This window comes from Williamsia muralis, from assembly GCF_002735905.1.
Lineage (GTDB): Bacteria > Actinomycetota > Actinomycetes > Mycobacteriales > Mycobacteriaceae > Williamsia > Williamsia muralis_A.
Window position 1 is genome coordinate 162592 of the sequence record NZ_PEBD01000005.1, and the last position, 17773, is coordinate 180364.

Genomic DNA, 17773 nt, shown 5'->3' on the forward strand with positions numbered 1-17773 from the left:
GACCTACGCTCATTACCGACGAGTAACGCGCGCCGACAGCCGAGTGCGAACGATGAGCGTGGAGGTCGAGGTCAGATGGCATACATGGTGAGCGGCGGAACCGGCTTCCTTGGTCGGAACGTATTGCCGAAACTTCTCGAACGAGATCCTGACGCTGAGGTCTATGTGCTGGTGCGCAAAGCCTCCGTCGAGCGGATGGAGCGGCTGGCGGCCACCTGGGTGGGCGGCGATCGGGTGGTTCCGGTCGTCGGAGACCTCACCGCGCCGGGACTGGGCCTCGAGAAACCGCCACCGGCAGCAGATCACGTCCTGCATCTCGGTGCGGTGTACGACATGACCGCAAGCGCCGAGGAGTCGAAGGCGGCCAATGTCGACGGCACCCGATCGATGATCGACCTGGCTCACGAACTCGACGCCACGTTCCACCATGTGTCCTCGGTGGCGGTGGCGGGCGACCATGCCGGCGTCTTCACCGAGGACGATTTCGATCTGGGGCAAGGCCTTCCTTCGCCGTACCACGAGACCAAGTTCATCGCCGAGCAGTTGGTTCGTCAATCACCCGGACTGAAGTGGCGGGTGTATCGGCCTGCAATCGTCGTCGGTAACTCGGAGACCGGCGAGATGGACAAGATCGACGGTCCGTACTACTTCTTCACCGCACTGAGAATGCTCAGCCGACTGCCGTCGTTTCTGCCCACAGCGGTACCTGACATCGGTACCACCAACATGGTGCCTGTCGACTACGTGGCCGCGGCGCTCGTGGAGCTCATGTTGCAGCCCGGCCTCGACGGGAGGGCGTTCCATCTGGTCAACCCGAAGCCCCAATCGGTCCGCGAGGTCTACGGAGCGCTGGCGCGTGCCGCAGGTGCACCGATGGCAGTGGGCTCTGTACCGGCGCCGATCGCACGTCCCCTTCTCGGGCTCGGCGATCTACCGGGCGTGAAGATCGCGCGCGATCTCGTGCTCGACCAGATCGGTATACCGCCAGTGGTCATCGAACATCTCACATTTCCCTCCCTGTTCGCCTCGGCGACGACAAGAGCTGCACTGGCCGACAGTGGTCTGACAGTGCCGAAGTTCGGATCGTATGCCGACAAGCTCTGGCGGTACTGGTACGACCATCTAGATCCGGACCTGGCCCGAAGGCCCAGTCCCGCAGGAGAACTCGCAGACCGGGTCGTGATGATCACGGGTGCATCGTCGGGAATCGGTCTGGCCTCCGCGCACAAGATCGCCCAACGCGGAGCGACGGTCCTACTCATCGCTCGCGGCGCAGAGGACCTACAGGCGGCAGTAAAAGACATTCGGGCAGAGGGGGGTTCGGCGTTCGGCTACCCGTGCGACATCACCGACCACGAATCGGTGGAGACCATGGTCAAGACGGCCCTCGACGAACACGACCACGTCGACTACCTCGTCAACAATGCCGGTCGTTCCATCCGGCGGAGCATCGCGCAGTCGACGGACCGGATGCATGACTTCGAAAGAACCATGGCGGTCAACTACTTCGGGGCCGTTCGGTTGGTCCTCGCGCTGCTGCCATCGATGCGCGAGCGTCGTTTCGGTCATATCGTGAACATCTCGTCCATCGGGGTGCAGAGCAAGGTGCCGCGGTTCTCGGCCTACGTCGCGAGCAAAGCCGCGCTCGATGCGTTCAGCGACGTGATCGCGTCGGAAACCTTGGACGACGGGATCACCTTCACCTCGATCCGGATGCCGTTGGTGCGGACTCCGATGATTGCGCCCACGACGATCTATCAATCGCTTCCTGTGGCCTCACCCGACGACGCGGCGAAGATGGTGGTCCGCGCGCTCGAGAAACGTCCCGACAGAATCGACACCCCAGTCGGTACCGCTGCCGAGTTCACCGGGTTGTTCGCGCCCCGCTTCAAACACCTCTTGTTGCATCAGGCCTACCGCCTGTTCCCGGACTCTGCCGCAGCCAAGGGTGCACCGGCGGACGACGGAGCCACTTCGGCGGAGTCGTCGGCGGATCGTCAGACGCGGTCGAGCCTGCCGGCCACCCCGCCGATCCCCAAGTCCGCGAAGCGGATTGCCCGCCTCGTCCCCGGAATCTACTGGTGACCGGTCAGCCTTCCATCCCTGTCATCCGAATGGTGATGTTGATCCGGCCCTGAGCCAGACCACAACCGGGCGGTGCGGTGCCCGGGTATATCTTCGTGACCCCGTGGTAGGCCAGCCGCGAAGGCCCGCCGAAGACGAACAGATCGCCGGATTCGAGGTCAATGTCGTTGTACGGGCGATTGCGGCTCTCGGTGTTCCCGAATCGGAATCGGCATGTGTCACCGATCGACAGGGAGACAACAGGCGCTCTGGAGAGTTCGTCCTTGTCCTGGTGCATCCCCATGCGAGCAGAGTCGTCGTAGTAATTGACGAGGGCGACGTCGGGCTCATAAGCCTCCCCGGACGGCGTGTGCTCGGCAGTGTCTGCGACTGCTTTGCGGCCGAGTCGGGCCATCCAGTCCGGGAAGTCGAGGACTCGCGCACCGTTGACATCGGTGGCCATCCGGCTGTACCGATACGGCTGCCAGTGCCACCCCAGACACACCATTTGCACCGACATCTCACGACCACGCACCCGCGCTGCGCGGATGGGTACCGGCCCGGTCACCCACTCGTCGAATTTCGCCACGAGCCACCGCTGCTGCTCGAGCGTCAACCAGGCCGGGATGTGGACCGCGCCGGGTGCGAGCTCCCGGCGGGGTCGGTGGGGGAATCCCTCATCGAGCAGGAGCTGATTCAATTGGTGGGCTCCTTTCAAGTGAAGGCCGACGCCGGCCGACCGGTACAAACGGTAGTTCCGCCCCGAGGCGGATTCTGACGATGAACACTTGACCGAGGTTCGGTTCGAACTGTGAACGCGTGTTCAGTAGCGTATTGGCATTCGGCAATTGTGCCGACCGATGGTTGAGGAAGACGGGGAAGTCGTGCACGTCGAGGAGAAGTCTCCACGAGCGGTGACACCGCGGTGGAGTTTGCGCCGTGAGCTTGTTGTCACCGCCAGGCTCAACGCCGACAACGTCTGGGTCGCAAGCCTGCCGCCGGTGCTCTTCACGTTGACCGCCGCGCTGCGATTCGACCTCGATGCGATCGATCTGGCCGTCGCGATGCTCGCAAGTGTGCTGTGGTCGACGCTCTTCATCTATGTCTTCGACACCGCCAATCAAGCGGGCGGCTCTGAAGAAGACCATGCGAACAAGCCCTACCGCCCGATTCCGTCAGGCCTGGTCACGCCGTCCGGGATGTGGCGCAGGAACTATGTCGGCTCGGCCATCTTTGTCGGCCTGTCGGCAACCCTCGGTCTCACCACCTTTGTTGCCGCCCTCGTCTGGATCGCGACGGTCCAGATCACGCACCGTTTCCTCGAGCCCCGGTTCTACATCTTGTGGAAGCCGGTCACGACGTGGGTAGGTGTGATCGCACAGCTCGGGGGGTCGTGGGCGATAGCGCATTCACTGGACGCCACAGCCTGGTTCTGGATAGTCGCGCTGGCCACGATGTTCATCATCCCTCTCTCGATCGAAGATGTACGGGACATGGGCGGTGACCGGATCATCGGACGGGTGACCCAGCCGTTGCTCTTCGGCGCCACCGCTGTGCGCACGTGGTTCGTCGTGATGATGGTGATCTGGCCGGCGATCAGTTATCTGGTGCTGTTCCGCACCAGCGGTGGATCCGATGTCGCAGTCGCGATCGCTTCAGGGCTGATGGCGTTGTTGTGTTGGCCGACGGCGGTACTCACCGCGATCCGCAACACTCGGGCACGGAATCGCTTGGCCTACAAGTTGTACAGCCTCGTCCACGTGGTGCTCACGATGTGCGCGGTCATCATCCTGGCCTGAGCCCGCTTCAGTGGGATCGGCAGGAGGCCATGATGGTCGATTTACGGCACCGGTGGGATCGGTACTGGCATCATCAGACCTCGTGACGAAGACAGCATCACTCGTACGCATCGCAGTGGCATACTCCATCGCCATCCTGGTGGCCGTCCTCTGGTTGGGATGGGGCCCGAAGTCGGCGTGGCTGTGGCTGGACACGTTGATTGCCGACGTTCTGGCGACCGTGGTCATCTTCGGGTTCAGCCGGTTCTATCGCAACTCCAGTTTTTACGACGCCTACTGGAGTGTGGTTCCGCCGCTCCTGATGGTTTATTGGTGGGCCGGCGGCGACCTCGGCATCGATGAGGTGCATTGCTGGTTGATCGCGATCGTGGTGACCCTCTGGGCAGTACGGCTGACGGCGAACTGGATCCGCGGTTTTCCCGGCCTGCACCACGAGGACTGGCGGTACGGGATGCTGCGCGGTCAGGCAGGCCGATTCGAGTTCATCACCGATCTTCTTGCCATCCACGTGATCCCCACCTTGCAGGTCTTCGCGGGAATGCTCCCGGTCTACATCGCCGTCACCCGTTCGGGTGACGACATCATCTGGCTCACCGCGATCGCGTTCGTTGTGGGACTGGCCGCCGTGGGGCTCGAGCTCGTCGCCGACGCTCAGCTACATCGATTCGTTCGGGACGGAAGACCCGGAGAGGTGATGGACCGGGGTCTGTGGGGCTGGTCGAGACACCCGAACTACTTCGGGGAGTGCGGTTTCTGGTTTGCCTTGGCGCTGTTCGGGGTTGCTGTGTCGCCATCTGACGCGTGGTGGTTGTTCCTGGGCGCAGCCGCAATGCTCGGAATGTTCTTGGGGGCCAGTATTCCGATGATGGAGAAGCGCAGCCTGGAACGCCGCGCGGGATACCAGGACGTGATCGACCGCGTACCGAGGTTTGTCCCATGGCGTCCGCGACGGGTGACCGTGTGACACGCAAGCGAGTTGTCGTGGCCGGCCTCGGCGACAGCGGGGTGCTGACAGCGATCCACCTGGCGGGCCACGTCGATGTCGTGGGCATCTCGGTCAAACCTGGTCTGGTCAGCGGGCAGGAATTGGGAACGCGGTTGAGCCGGCCGGACGACTGGTGTCGTGACTACTGGGTCTCCTTCGACCGCTTTCGGGGTCTCGATGGCGTTCGCACCGTCCATGGCACGATCACCGACGTCGACCTGGTGGCACGAACCCTGGCCGTGAGGAGTGCGGACGGTTCGACGTCGGTCGAATCCTATGACGCCCTGGTCATCTCGACAGGAGTCAGCAACGGATTCTGGCGCACACCCACGATGCAGTCGCCCGATGAGGTCAGGGCCGGTCTACTCGCAGCGCATGAACGGCTTGCTGCGGCACCATCTGTGATGGTTATCGGAGGCGGGGCGGCAGCTGTCAGCAGCGCGGCCAACGTGGCAGGCACGTGGCCGGACAAGAAGGTCAGCCTCTGGTACCCCGGCGAGAGAGCGCTTCCCCAACACCACATCCGAACCTGGCGCCGTGTTCGGGGCCGTTTGACGGACCTCGGAGTACAGCTCCACCCTGGCCATCGTGCCGCCTTGGACGTCGGGTTCGTCGGCGATGAGATCACGACAGGATCCGTCACGTGGACCACCGGGCAGGCTCCAGTGTCTGCCGACGCAGTGTTGTGGGCGGTCGGCCGCGTACGTCCGAACACCGGCTGGCTGCCCGAAAGCGTGCTCGACGCAGGGGGATTCGTTCGCGTAAACGATCGGCTGCGAGTACCGGGGCACCCGGGTGTTTTCGCTCTGGGGGATGTGGCTGCGAGCGATCCCTTGCGTGGGTCGGCTCGGAACAGGGCCGACCGCCTCGTCGCTCGCAACGTTCGTGCGGAATTGGCCGGGCGTTCATTACGGGGTTACCGTCCGCGCAATCGGAGGTGGGGGTCGGTCCTAGGCGTCCAACCGGACGGGCTCGAGGTGTTCACACCCTCCGGCCGCCCGTTTCGCTTTCCGGCCTGGTCGATCGACCGGGTGCTGCAACCGTGGATTGTCAGGCGGGGAATTTACGGGGGAGTCAGGAATCGAGACCCGGAGAGTTCCGGAGTCAACTCATGAATGGCCATGTTGCATATAGCAAATCGGCCCGTCGCCGTGAGGCGACGGACCGATTCGGTCGAACAATTGCACTGCGGGCACCAAGCCCGTTCAGCGACTGATCAGGGCAGGCCGTTCAAGAAGAACTGGAGGACGTCAACGGCCCAAGGGTTGGTGTTGAGGAATGTGTCGATGGCAGCGTCGAGCGACGTGTAGGTACTCATAGGACACATCTAAGCAAGAGTCTTCGAGACGCGCGACCGCTGCCCCGTCGACACGCCGGTGGGTCGGCGCGGCGTCCGCATGTTTCCCGCGTGTCTCGGGCGAAAACCATTCACCGAGAACGCACCAGCTCCAAGATGGTGATCTCTGGCGCCGCGCCGACACGGGTCGGAGGACCCCACGCTCCGGCGCCCCGTGTTGTGTACAAGGTGGTCCCACCCACTCGGTCGAGGCCTTCGACGGATGGCTGTTGCAGCGGCACGAGGTAGCGGATCGGCCACATCTGACCTCCGTGGGTGTGACCGGAAAGCTGGAGATCGACACCCATGTCGGATGCCTCGAACGCCTGGCGCGGTTCGTGGGCCAGGAGCAAACCGAAGCGTTCGCGGTTCAGCCCGCCGAGTGCTCGGCCGAGGTCGGGTTCGTAGGGCTTCGGAGATGAGTAATCGTGGATGCCGATGATGTCGATGCTTGCGCCCCCTCGTTCGACCACGGCGTGTTCGTTGCGAAGCGTCTTGATACCGAGCCTGTCCCACACGTCGAGCCACCGGCCTCCGTCGTCGGCATAGAACTCGTGGTTGCCGCTGACGCCATACACCCCTAGTGGCGCCGACAGCCGTTCGAGTGGTTGCAGGTCGCCGGCCACCTTCGCGACCGTTCCGTCGACGAGATCACCCGCGATGGCAACGAGGTCTGGGCGTTCGGCATTCACCGTTTCCACCACGCGTGCGGTGAACTCGCCGCCGCGAGTGGGCCCCACGTGGAGATCGGAGATCAGAGCCACCCGCAGTCCGTCGAACTCGTCGGGAAGCGCCGCGAGCGGCACGGTGGCACGGACGACCTCGGGTCGTGCCGCTTCGACCACTCCGTAGCCCGTCGTTGCGACAGCAGCTATCACCACCCCTACGGTGGCAATCCGGATCGCGCGGCGACGGGACGAATCGAACGACTCGCTCCGCGAGCCCCGAAAACGCCGAACCATCCGCGCGACAAGGGATGCCACTGCGATGACCGCAAGTCCGAGTACGAGGTAGAAAACTGTTCCCAGCCACACCCATCCGACGAATCCAGGGGTGCGAGCCCACGACGGGTCGAGCAGCTCCCCGCTGCCGACACCGATGATCGCCAGAACCCACAGCAGTCCGAGGAGGATGTCGACGACGATCGACCACGGGCGGGCAACACCGGTGGCTCGGACAAGTCGCCGGTGGAGCCAGTAGGACACCAGCGCGAGCAGTAGTGCAAAAACCAGAAACCGCGTCATGAATGCTCGGCGAGACAATCAGAGCGGGAGGCGGTGATCGGGGACGTCATTGTTCGAATTGTCGCAGACGGCTCACTGCGTCAGAGACGCCTGAGGCTGTCAGCCCCGTCCGGCTGCAGCCCGCAACGGGGTGGGCGGGGCGTTGTCCACGAGATCATGGGTGACCCGATATGCGGCCCGCATCCGATCCAGGTCCTCGTCGCGCGCGAGGTAGGCATTGCGGGTCATCCGGTCAAGGTCTCCGGCCACGACCTGCCGGGCACGCACCGCGACAGCCAGGAGTGGACCGACGCGACCCACGATGTGCTTGAGTCGACCGTCGGGAATGTGCAACTCGTCGGCCGCGTCGTCGCCGATGAACACCCTCTGCAGCGATCGCATCAGCGTGGAGGCGGCCGCGTGGCGGATCCGTTGCGGTCCAGGCAACGCATTGGCGAGTTCGGGGATCAGATAGTCGTCGGTGAGTGCCACGACGAAGTCGCGGTCGTCTTCACCTGGCCCGGGTGAGGTCAACCGGTACAGTTCCTCGATCCGGACCTGATCGGATTCACAAACCGGGTTGAGCCGCTCGTCCATGCCGACGACATGTCCGACGTATCTCCACAGATGGTAGATGTCTGCGAGTTCGCGGTCTGTGAACCGAACGCCCAGCTTGTGCATTGCATCGATGGCGATGTGGCCGAACTCGGCCAATGTGAACGCCATGTATGGCTGGGGGATGGGTACTCCCCATGCTGCCTCTTCCCACACCTCCAGATCCCGAAGGGCGCGGCGCACGTGCGCATGAATCATCCGAACCCGCACGGTGTACGCGAAGCCGTCGCCGTCACGACGCATTCCCCCGGGTGTGATCACATTACGCAACCACTCGCCGACCTCGACCGATCGGATGGCCGGCTGAGATACGTACCGGCCCGTCAGTGCCAGCGGCTTCCCGGCGATGGTGTTACCTGCACCTCGCACCAGCGATGCTGCCCCCAGCACGATTCCCAGCGCGGCGGTGTGACGAACCAGTGCATCTGCGGCACGGTCGAGCCGCTCGTGGTCCACCCAATCGGGCTCGGTGTCCAGAAATGCGAAGAGATCCTGCAACGACCGCGGGGCGTCTGACACCGACTGAACACCGTCGGCGAGCGCAGCCCACACCGCTTCGGTTGCCGAGGCGGCCGACGTCTCGGAGAAGTCGTCGTTCACGACGGCATCCGCCAGGTCGTCACCCAGCCACATGGCCTCGAGCCACACCCGACCGGCGTCGCCGAATCGAGCGACCGCTTTTTCGGTATTCACCAGGGCCCTGGGTGGCGCTGTAGTCATGATCTCAGTCAAACACGAGGAATCCTCACTTACTATTCACTTTTGTGACCACTCCGAGGGCCCGTACGACCCCACCACATCGACGCGTGACACCGCGACAGAAACGCGGGGTCGACATGCGTGATGCGCTGCTGGAGGGAACTGTCGAGCTTCTCCGGCGCGAGCCCTCGCGTCGACCGACAACCCAGCAACTGGCCCAGTTTGCCCACGTCAGCATCGGTACGGTGTATCGCTACTTCGCGGATATGGACGCCATCATCGACGACCTGCGAACCACCGCGGTTCACGAGATCACCACCGAACTCGCAACCGGCGTCGGCAGCGCAATGGACAAAGATCCGATGGACGCGATGGTGATCGTGGTGGAAACCCTCACTTCTGCGTTCGAGAAACACGCCCCTGTGCTCCGTGCTTCATTTGCCTCGGATGAGGCGGAGTTCGGTGACGCCTGGCGCGAGGTCGAGGGCCCTCTGGTACCGCTGGCCCGCGTCCTCCCCGCCCGCCTGCGTCCCGACCTCGAGGGCGGGGCGCTCGACGACCTCGTCTTCCTCACGATGGGCGCGACCGCAAGCCTCTGTCTGCGCATCGCTCTACTGCGACCTGAACGATCAGACCGAGAGAATCTGATCTCGACCGGCGCGCGAATGTTGCTCGCCGCATTCGATCGGACCTGAAATGTAATCGGAGACGTCCATTTAACGTTCCGGCCCGATCTATCGATGGTCATCGAGCGGGCTGATGTCTTCGCAGCCGCAGTTTTCGGGGAAGCAAACGTGACACAACATCGAATGCGCCCGAGCTCATCGTCGATCTGTCCACTAGTGTCGAATCAGACAATTCGTCTCTCGGGAAGGAGAGTTCATGCCGCAAGGCTCTCTTCGTCACCGATTGGGTGTGGATCGACCTTCGCCCCTCCTCAAACAACTTCCGTTCGTTGCGCTCTTTTCGGTGGCGGTGGTTCTCAGTGGGACCATCCCGACGCTGGTCGTCAGCGATGCGCGGGTGCTGGTGAGTGCGGTGGTGGTCACCATGATCGCAACCGTTCTCGCGGTTGCCTTCTCCCGAGACGAGTCGTTGTACAGGTACGGCTTCATAGTTCCCACGCTCGACCTGTTCGCGTGTGGCGCGCTCCGCTTCTCGACGGGAGAGAGCAGGTCGATCTTTGCGTCTCTGCTGATACTCCCGGTGATCTGGTTTGCCAGTTCAGAGGGCCGCCGGTTCATCTTCTATTCATTCCTCGGTGTGTGTGCGGCCCTTCTCGTGCCATTTGCCCTGGGCACGAGTGTGTCCGACAATCCCAACGAATTGTGGCGCGGATTGTTCAGTGCGTGTGCATTCACGTTCGCAGCGACCGTGGTGAACGAATTGTCGCGGTTGTCGAGAAAGAAACTGTCTGTCATCCAACGCCGAGAACGTGCGACGACCAGTGAACTCGACCAGGCTTCGCGGGTTCAGCGGGCATTGTTGCCCAAGAGCGGAACGCCACTGCCGAGCTATCAGGTTGCGGGCGCGTGCATTCCGTCCACCGCGATCGGAGGCGACTTCTTCGACTGGTATCCCATTCGCGGGGGCCTGGGTTTCACTCTCGGAGACGTGATGGGCAAGGGTGTCGGTGCGGGCATCATCGCGGCGACAGCCCGGGCTGTGGTCCGAAGCGCGCGCAACGATGAGGACCCGGTCGTCGCTTTCACACGGACCGCAGATTGCCTTGCAACCGATCTGGGTGACACCGAATCGTTCGCAACCCTCTTTCACGCCAGGATTCGCGCCGAGGATGGCCGGATGCTCTACGCCGATGCCGGGCATGGACTGACACTGGTCGCTCGCGCCGATGGATCGTGGGAGCGACTCGGATCCGAGGACCTACCGCTGGGACTCGGACTCGACGATGACTGGACGATGCAAGAACTGTTTCTCCAGCCGGGGGACATGGTGGTGTGTTTCAGCGACGGTGTGCTGGATCTGTACGACGGATCGATGGCCGCTGTCGACCACGTCGCAGCGGTTGCCGTGGCGGCCTCGTCCGCCAGCGAGATCGTGGATGTGATCTCTGGCATGGCATCCCGGACGAACAATCCCGACGACGTCACCGTGGTGGCACTTGCCAGGCTTCCGGTGGCGACGGCCTGACACACCCCGCTTCCTGTATCTCTGTCGAGACAGGCAGCAATCAGAGCGCGTGCGTGCGTGCTCCCGCACCGAAGCGACCGGCGACAAGTGGAGTCACACGCCGAGAGCCTGTCGGATCGTCGGCCACGAGCGATGCAGATCGTCGTTCCAATAGCCCCAGGAATGCAGGCCTTCTCGATAGTCGAACGTGATGTCTACGCCCGCCGCCTCGGCCTTGGCCTCGAAGGTCCGGGTGCAGGCCAACGCTGCGGCCTCGAGAGCTCCGCCGACGGGTGAGGCAAGCCCCGCCACGCCCATCGACCAGTCCGGCACGCCGCTTCCGACCGCGACGTACAGCGGTTTGCCGCGCAGGGCGCCGATGTTCGCGCCTGGATCGTGGGCGAGCCACGTCTCGTTGTAGGCCGGGCCCCACATGTTGGCCGGATCCCCGCCGCGAGTCATCACGCTTGCGGTGGTGGCATTCTGGGCCGTCTGGTCTCCGAGGTCGAGGCAGCCGCTGAAGAGCGCAGCGCCTCTGTAGAGATCAGGGTTCCGCACAGCCAGCATCAATGCGCCGGTGGCACCCATCGATAACCCTTCGATGGCATTGCGGCCGTTGCCCTCGAACGTCGAGTCGATGAGCGGGGGGAGTTCGCGGGTGAGGAAGGTTTCCCACTTGTTCCTGCCCAACGCGGGATCGTCCATTTTCCAATCGGTGTAGTAACTGCCGGTGCCGCCGATGGGAAGCACGACGTTGACGTTCTTGTCTGCCATGAACTCGACGATGTCCGTGTACTGGGTCCATCCGCTCTGGCTGTAGCCCGAATAGACACCGGCGTCGATACCGTCGAGCATGTAGATCGCCGGGCGTGGGGTGGCGGCCATTGGCCGCGTCGGCAACAGCACATCAACACGAACGGTCCGGCGCATCATCGGCGAGTAGACGGTGAGCTTTGCTCGCTGAGGCGTCACCATCACCAACGTCTCGATGCGCGCAGACGCCGCAAGGCCGTCACTCATCGGTGCCGCCATCGCCGCAGGCGCAGCCGCAAGCTCACTTATGACACAGAAGATCACAATGGCCACAATGGCCGAAAACCGCCGTCTCACTTACTGATTCCCCCGTGCCGTCGATACTGGGCTCCCGACCCCGCGACAGTAAACCACGTCCCCAGATCGACTGCCTGACGGTCGCGACAACCGATCAACCGCACGGCGCAGCGATGAACGTCGGACAACGGATGTGCTCACATGAGCTGCATGGTGCAGAGCGCTTGCCTACGCTGGTGAGCACGCCACTTCGGCTACCTCGACTCCAAGGTGAAATCAATGACGAATCGGCCGAACCCACTGACGGTGTTTCTCGCCGACTCTCCTTCAGCTGAGGAGCCGGCGCGCGCTGTTGCACGCGTTGCGCTCGGATCAGCCTTGGTGTTCGCGGGTATCGGACACCTGACGTTTGCGCGACAGGACTTCCAGGCTCAGGTACCGGACTTCGTGCCGTTCGGCCCGGACGTGACCGTTCTCGCTTCAGGTGTGGTCGAGATCGCGCTGGGAACTTCGACCGTCTTCCTCAAACGCCGTCGAGCTGCTGTCGGTCTGGTGCTGGCCGCGTTCTTCGTCGCGGTGTTCCCGGGCAACCTGGCGCAGCTCATCAACCACCGTGATGCGTTCGGGCTCAACACCGACCAGGCCCGTGCCACCCGACTGCTCTTCCAGCCGGTGTTGATCGCCTGGGCGCTCTGGTCGACCGGGGCGTGGTCGGCGCTTCGCAGGCAGCGGGCGGGTCACCCCTCGTAGCTCGCCCATGGCCGACGGTGGACCGTCGATCCGGCAGCGATGCTGTCACCCGCCCGCTGAAGCCCGGTTATGGAGCCGACGGTGCCGAAGACGCTCCACTCGTGGCCGTGGGTGTGGTCGTCGCCGACGGAATGTCCAACGCAGGTACCTCGGTGTTCACTTGCGACTGTTCCGCATTGGGCGTGGTGGTTGCAGGGGTATCGGTGGGCGTCGTCCCAGTCACCGCCGGCTCCGTTGCGGACGCCGGCCCGCTGGGCGCGGATTCCGTGGCCGATGGGTCGGAGCTCGGATCAACGCTTTCGGGCGCGGTTGCCGTCTCCGGGATGTCGGACGGAAGCACCGAGGGGGTTTGCGCCGCCAGCAATGCGGCATCGGTGGCCTTCGCCGATCCGTCCGGCACCGGTGATCCCGAGGCGGTGACCACCTGGGTCTTGGCGGTCACAGGCGGGGTGCTGCGTAGCGCCTGCGTCACTTCTTCTCGCCCATCGCGGAGTCCGCGGCCCCAGTTCTCCCAGGTGTGCCCGCCGTAGTTGGGAAGGACGACCACGTTGGCGCCGCTTTGTCTGGCCTGCATCTGCATCAAGATGGTCGACACCGCCGACAACATCTCCAATGCGATGGCGCTGATCTGATCCTGCGGCGCCAGATGGGCGAGTTCACCGGGTGTCAGCAAGCCGTTACCAGAGGAGATGATCAGGACCTGCCCGTTGTCCTTCAACTTGCTGACGTTCTTCGAGGGGTCGTTCTCGGTCCACTGCGCGCTGCCGGGGGGACCCCACATGTTGAGGATGCCGTTTGTGTAGTTGGAGACCAACGTCTGAGACGCGAAGACGCCGAGAGCGCCCAGCGGATTGTCTGTCTGGTAGTAACCCGACATCGCCTGCACGACTTTGAACTGCTCGGGGTGACGTTCGGCCAGGGTGACCGCGGGGCCGGCCGACATCGACAAGCCGATGATGGCGTTGTTGGACGGGCTCACGCCGAAGTTCTGTGCGAGATATGCGGGTAGTTCGTCGGTCAGGAATGTTTCCTGCCTGATGGTGCTGTTCTGGTCGCCCGCGCCGCCGTTCCAGTCGGTGTAGAAGGAGGACGCGCCGCCGACGGGCATCACCAGTGTGGTGTCGGTGGTGTGGTCGTAGACGTCCGCGGCCCTCACATCGGTTGTCCACGCCGAACGATCCTCACGGGCTCGCATGCCGTCGAGTAGATACACGCCTTGGTCGCTGCCCTGCGACGCGCGGATCTGGACCGTGACCCACTTGTTCTGTGACGGGGACCAGACCTGGCAGTTCTGTACGAAGCTGCCGGATGAGTCCCACGAACAACCGTCTCGCAGCACCTCCGGATGGCCGGTCAGCGCGGATGCGGACGTGAATGTGAAGAGGAACGAACTCGCAGCCGTCAATCCGATACTGAGCACGGCCACAACGGCGCTCATGAACAGAATCCGGGGCCTGCGCCGACCACTGGACCTGCCGGGCTGCTTGTCGGTCGAGGCGACTCTCCAAGCTGGAACGAGGTTGCCGCTGGGGATTGCAGGTGAGGGCATGCGGGGACTGGCTCCTTGATCTCGGTCCCCGACGACTAAGGCACTGTAGGAGATGTCGTCTTCGGGCGGTGCTGCGTTACCCGTCGAACGAAAGTCTCTTCTGGTGCCGCCAGTGCCGTCGCTCGACACTGGAGATTGGCCCACTATAGGGCCCCGTACGCAACGGAGGTCGTCGATCTGCAAATTCCTGCGTTGGATTGTTCGATGACGTGGAGGCGACACCAAGAGGCCTGGTGCTCGCGGCGACGTAATCCGTCGCTTCTCCGAACGACGTGGCTGCGTGAAATCAGGCGGCTTTGAACCGGCTGTTTGTCAGTCGATTTGCAGCGCGAGTGAACCGGGCTGCCTTTTTGTATTCGCGCTGCGAACGCTCGGGGAAGACATCTACTCAGTGCGGAAAACGCCCCCGGACGCCGAGTCGGTAACCCCCGAAGCTGCGACCCCATCTGACGAACCGCCGGCGCCTGCATTCCCGGCAATCGCCGAGACATTGCGAATGTAGATCAATGATCGCGAAACTGAGTTCGTGGACGTGTATCACCCTTGCTGGCCGAGCGGTGAGGCGAGCAAACGTGAGCATTGGTGGCTCACACGGACTCTCGTGGACGTGATCGACTCGACTGTCATCCCAGTGTCGAGAAGCCGGCCGTGTCGTTGTGTTGAACCCTGGCTCATTGCTGTCTGTCTGCGGCAGAATCACGAGCTGGTTCCCGACCAAGTCGCTAGCACAGCTCAGTACCAGAACCATGTTTCCGAGCCCGCGAACACGCGCGGGGAGGTTCGGTAAATCACAGTTCGACCAGCATGACCGAATTGGCGATCTGGTAACGGAGTTTCTGTGTTTAAATTGCGCATCAGACGATTAGTGGGGAATTGCATTTGGTGAACGGCGAGACGGACTGAAGCGGCCATCGCGGGCGAGCCAGTCCTGACGTCGAACAACCGGGTTTTGGGGTATGCAGTGCCACGGAAGGGATCCGTGAGTGTGAAGACGCGTGAAGATTGCGGGCGAGGTGGCTGTGCTGATGCACCACACCCAGCTCAGAGCTGAAGTCGAGGACCGGGGTATGTCGGATACTCGCACTTGGAAGGACCCCAAACGTCACCTGTGGCCGCTTTGTCTACTCGTGCCCGCCGGGCCGTTCATCGCGTGCCTGCTGGCGAACAGTGTGTCGGGGTTGCTCTGGGGTTTCGGTGGTTACCTGCTCCTCGTGGTCGTGCCTCTCCTCGACCTGATCCGAGGGCCCGACCGTGCCGGACCGCCGGATGACGCGGTGCGGACGTTGTCGGCGGACCGGTACTACCGGTGGTGCACCTATCTCTTCGTCCCGCTCCAGTACGCGGGCCTGTTCTTCGGCTTCTGGTGCCTTGCCTTCGCGGACATGACCAGGGGTGAGCGGGTAGGTCTTTCGATCACTCTGGGCATGAGTGCCGCAATCGGTATCAACGCCGCTCACGAATTGGGCCACAAGCGCGAGAAGTTGGAACAGGGCCTGGCCAAGATCGCCTTGGCGCAGTCGGTGTACGGGCACTTCTACGTCGAACACAACGTCGGTCACCACGTGAAGGTCGCGACCCCTGCAGATCCGGCGAGCGCGCGATTCGGCGAGTCCTTGTTCGCGTTCTATCCCCGCGCGCTCTATGGAGGACTTGTCTCGGGTATCGAGCTCGAAACCGCTCGTCTACAGCGTCAGGGTCACCGATTCTGGAACTGGCGCAACACAATTCTGCAGTCCTGGTCGGTGAGTGTCGCGATTGTCGTCGTCATCGTCGCAGCCTTCGGGTGGGCGATGCTGCCATATTTCGCGCTGCAGGCGGTCATCGGCATGCTTGTACTCGAAGCGGTGAACTACATCGAGCACTACGGATTGCTGCGAATGCCCACTCCGGACGGAAGATTGGGAAAGGTGCGTCCTGAGCACAGTTGGAATGGTGACCACCTCGTGAGCAACGTCGTCTTGCTCAACCTGCAACGGCACTCCGATCACCACGCGCGCGCCGGACGGCGGTACCAGGCCCTTCGTAGTTGCAGCGAGGCCCCTCAATTTCCTGCGGGCTACGCCATGATGGTGGTTCTGGCGTTCTTCCCGCCGCTGTGGCGCAAGGTGATGGATCCCCGCGTGCTCGACCACTACAACGGCGACCTCTCCAGGGTGAACGTTCACCCGCCGAAGGCCGACAAAATCGAGCAGCGCTACGGCGTCGCGTTAGCCGGGAGCTCTGCCAGATGAGCGCAGTCAACGCGGTGGGCAGAACTGTCCGCTCAGGTCGGCGATTCGGACAACGTGGGGATGCACGTCTTCAGCCTGCGGCTGAAGCAACGCACGTGCGCTTCGCCGACGAGGACGAAATCGCACGGTGGGACGAACTGATCCTCTTGAGCCCAGACGAGGGCACCGTCTACCGCGGTCGCGCCAACATCGACGGCATGGCCTTACAGGGTGCCAGGCCCGTCTATCTCATCGTGGGCGGTCACGCAGTGACGGCATTCCAGGTGGACGTGCCGCTTGTGGGAGCGCTATGGGTGCTTTTCGGACCGCCTGTCCTCGACGTTCACGATCTGATCCGGTCTGGCCGCGCAGTGGCGGCGTTCGGGGCAGAGAACGGGATCACCGCGGTTCGGGTGCGTTCCCAACTCAAGGCGAATGCAGACGACGCCAAAATCCTTCGTGCCCAGGGTTTTACCCGGGTGCCGACCTGGTTGGACGACAGCACGGTCATCGTGGATCTACGGGGCTCCGAACTCGACGTGCAGGCGCGCTTCAAGAAGCGAGCGCGAAAGTCGATCCGTCGTGCAGCGCAGGAAGGTGTCACGGTCGAACGGGTCCCGGCCACCGACGAGAACTGCCGCATTCTGTACGAGATGCTCGACGCCACCAGCGGTGGCCGGTTCAGGATCCCCGGCCTCGAGACGTCGACTGCGCTGTTCCAGCAGTACGAAGCGTCCGGCGACGGTCAGCTGTTCCTGGCTCGGCACCAGGGCGAGGTGGTGGTCGGCGCGTTCGTCTCGAAATTGGGCAAGAATGCGCTCTACCTGGGGGCGGGCTCGATTCGTAAGCGCCCTGGCGACCCGTTCCTGTGTGGACTAGGTGGTAGCCGCGCGGCGTACGCGCTGCAGTGGGAAATCATGCAGTGGGCGCGGGAGCAGGGATGCGAGCGATACGACCTCGACGGGACACCGTCGACGTCGACCATTTCCGATCCATCTCATCCCCGCCACGGGGTAGGCCAGTTCAAGACCGCGTTCAGTGAAGAAATCACCGACTACCTCGGCGCCTATCAGATAGCCGTTCGTCCCCGGCGGGCATGGACGCTGCGGCAACTCGAGATACTCACGTCACTGATCGACGAATCGCCACGGCTGAATCGGCTACGCGGTCGTCCGGTGCGTCCGAATCCGGACTACGTGTGGCTTGAGCATGGACCTGTCTGGAGCAGGTTGCGTCGCCTGGGATGAAGCGGCGGGGACGCAGCCAGCCGAGGTGGACGCAGGATCGGACTGCGTCAGAGAGCTGACCGTTTCCTGGCCGTTCATCTCGAGTGTTGCTGCGCAACACTTTCGAGAACGGGGTG

General features: G+C 63.3%; 14 protein-coding genes. 9 read left to right on the forward strand and 5 right to left on the reverse strand.

From position 1 onward, the window contains the following. The first annotated feature begins 75 nt into the window (after positions 1 to 75). Positions 76 to 2085, forward strand: a complete 2010-nt coding sequence (locus CSW57_RS07590) for an SDR family oxidoreductase (RefSeq protein WP_099382232.1) — start codon at positions 76 to 78, stop codon at positions 2083 to 2085. A gap of 4 nt (positions 2086 to 2089) precedes the next feature. On the opposite strand, the gene CSW57_RS07595 is transcribed toward CSW57_RS07590, so the two are convergent. Beyond that, complete coding sequence (locus CSW57_RS07595; protein ID WP_223249108.1) at positions 2090 to 2764, reverse strand: alpha-ketoglutarate-dependent dioxygenase AlkB family protein; 675 nt, start codon at positions 2762 to 2764, stop codon at positions 2090 to 2092. Positions 2765 to 2924: 160 nt separating this feature from the next. Here CSW57_RS07595 and CSW57_RS07600 point away from each other — a divergent pair, with 160 nt between their 5' ends. The 3 genes from CSW57_RS07600 to CSW57_RS07610 all read left to right on the forward strand — a co-directional run bounded on the left by CSW57_RS07600 (position 2925) and on the right by CSW57_RS07610 (position 5963). Next, positions 2925 to 3863 (forward strand): UbiA family prenyltransferase, encoded by a 939-nt coding sequence (locus tag CSW57_RS07600; protein WP_099382233.1) that lies wholly within the window; start codon positions 2925 to 2927, stop codon positions 3861 to 3863. Between the two features lie 82 nt (positions 3864 to 3945). Further along, positions 3946 to 4827 (forward strand): DUF1295 domain-containing protein, encoded by an 882-nt coding sequence (locus CSW57_RS07605; RefSeq protein ID WP_223249109.1) that lies wholly within the window; start codon positions 3946 to 3948, stop codon positions 4825 to 4827. Then, positions 4824 to 5963 (forward strand): FAD-dependent oxidoreductase, encoded by a 1140-nt coding sequence (locus tag CSW57_RS07610; RefSeq protein ID WP_099382455.1) that lies wholly within the window; start codon positions 4824 to 4826, stop codon positions 5961 to 5963. The genes CSW57_RS07605 and CSW57_RS07610 overlap by 4 nt, the downstream gene beginning before the upstream one ends. Before the next feature lie 313 nt (positions 5964 to 6276). On the opposite strand, the gene CSW57_RS07615 is transcribed toward CSW57_RS07610, so the two are convergent. Together CSW57_RS07615 and CSW57_RS07620 are read right to left on the reverse strand one after the other, a co-directional pair. Continuing rightward, positions 6277 to 7428 (reverse strand): metallophosphoesterase, encoded by a 1152-nt coding sequence (locus CSW57_RS07615; protein WP_099382235.1) that lies wholly within the window; start codon positions 7426 to 7428, stop codon positions 6277 to 6279. A gap of 99 nt (positions 7429 to 7527) precedes the next feature. After that, entirely contained in the window at positions 7528 to 8742 is a 1215-nt protein-coding gene (locus CSW57_RS07620) for an oxygenase MpaB family protein (protein WP_099382236.1), read from the reverse strand. Between the two features lie 116 nt (positions 8743 to 8858). On the opposite strand from CSW57_RS07620, the gene CSW57_RS07625 reads away from it, so the two are divergent. Then, positions 8859 to 9416 carry a TetR/AcrR family transcriptional regulator gene (locus CSW57_RS07625; RefSeq protein WP_099382456.1) on the forward strand — a complete coding sequence of 186 codons (558 nt, stop codon included), beginning with the start codon at positions 8859 to 8861 and terminating at the stop codon, positions 9414 to 9416. 187 nt (positions 9417 to 9603) lie between these two features. Continuing rightward, entirely contained in the window at positions 9604 to 10872 is a 1269-nt protein-coding gene (locus CSW57_RS07630) for a PP2C family protein-serine/threonine phosphatase (protein WP_099382237.1), read from the forward strand. Between the two features lie 93 nt (positions 10873 to 10965). Here CSW57_RS07630 and CSW57_RS07635 read toward each other — a convergent pair whose 3' ends face one another. Next, a complete protein-coding gene (locus tag CSW57_RS07635) occupies positions 10966 to 11871 on the reverse strand; it encodes an alpha/beta hydrolase (protein WP_317615573.1) in 906 nt (301 codons plus the stop codon). A 309-nt stretch (positions 11872 to 12180) separates the two neighbouring features. Between CSW57_RS07635 and CSW57_RS07640 the strand changes: the two genes are divergently transcribed. Beyond that, the gene (locus tag CSW57_RS07640; RefSeq protein ID WP_143696498.1) at positions 12181 to 12651 is read left to right on the forward strand and encodes a DoxX family protein; all 471 of its coding nucleotides are present in this window, start codon (positions 12181 to 12183) and stop codon (positions 12649 to 12651) included. Positions 12652 to 12718: 67 nt separating this feature from the next. On the opposite strand, the gene CSW57_RS07645 is transcribed toward CSW57_RS07640, so the two are convergent. Next, positions 12719 to 14200 carry an alpha/beta hydrolase gene (locus CSW57_RS07645; protein ID WP_099382238.1) on the reverse strand — a complete coding sequence of 494 codons (1482 nt, stop codon included), beginning with the start codon at positions 14198 to 14200 and terminating at the stop codon, positions 12719 to 12721. A gap of 1025 nt (positions 14201 to 15225) precedes the next feature. Between CSW57_RS07645 and CSW57_RS07650 the strand changes: the two genes are divergently transcribed. After that, positions 15226 to 16431 (forward strand): alkane 1-monooxygenase, encoded by a 1206-nt coding sequence (locus tag CSW57_RS07650; protein WP_370623931.1) that lies wholly within the window; start codon positions 15226 to 15228, stop codon positions 16429 to 16431. Then, the gene (locus CSW57_RS07655; RefSeq protein WP_099382239.1) at positions 16428 to 17657 is read left to right on the forward strand and encodes a lipid II:glycine glycyltransferase FemX; all 1230 of its coding nucleotides are present in this window, start codon (positions 16428 to 16430) and stop codon (positions 17655 to 17657) included. Before CSW57_RS07650 ends, CSW57_RS07655 begins: the two co-directional genes overlap by 4 nt. Positions 17658 to 17773 lie beyond the last annotated feature (116 nt).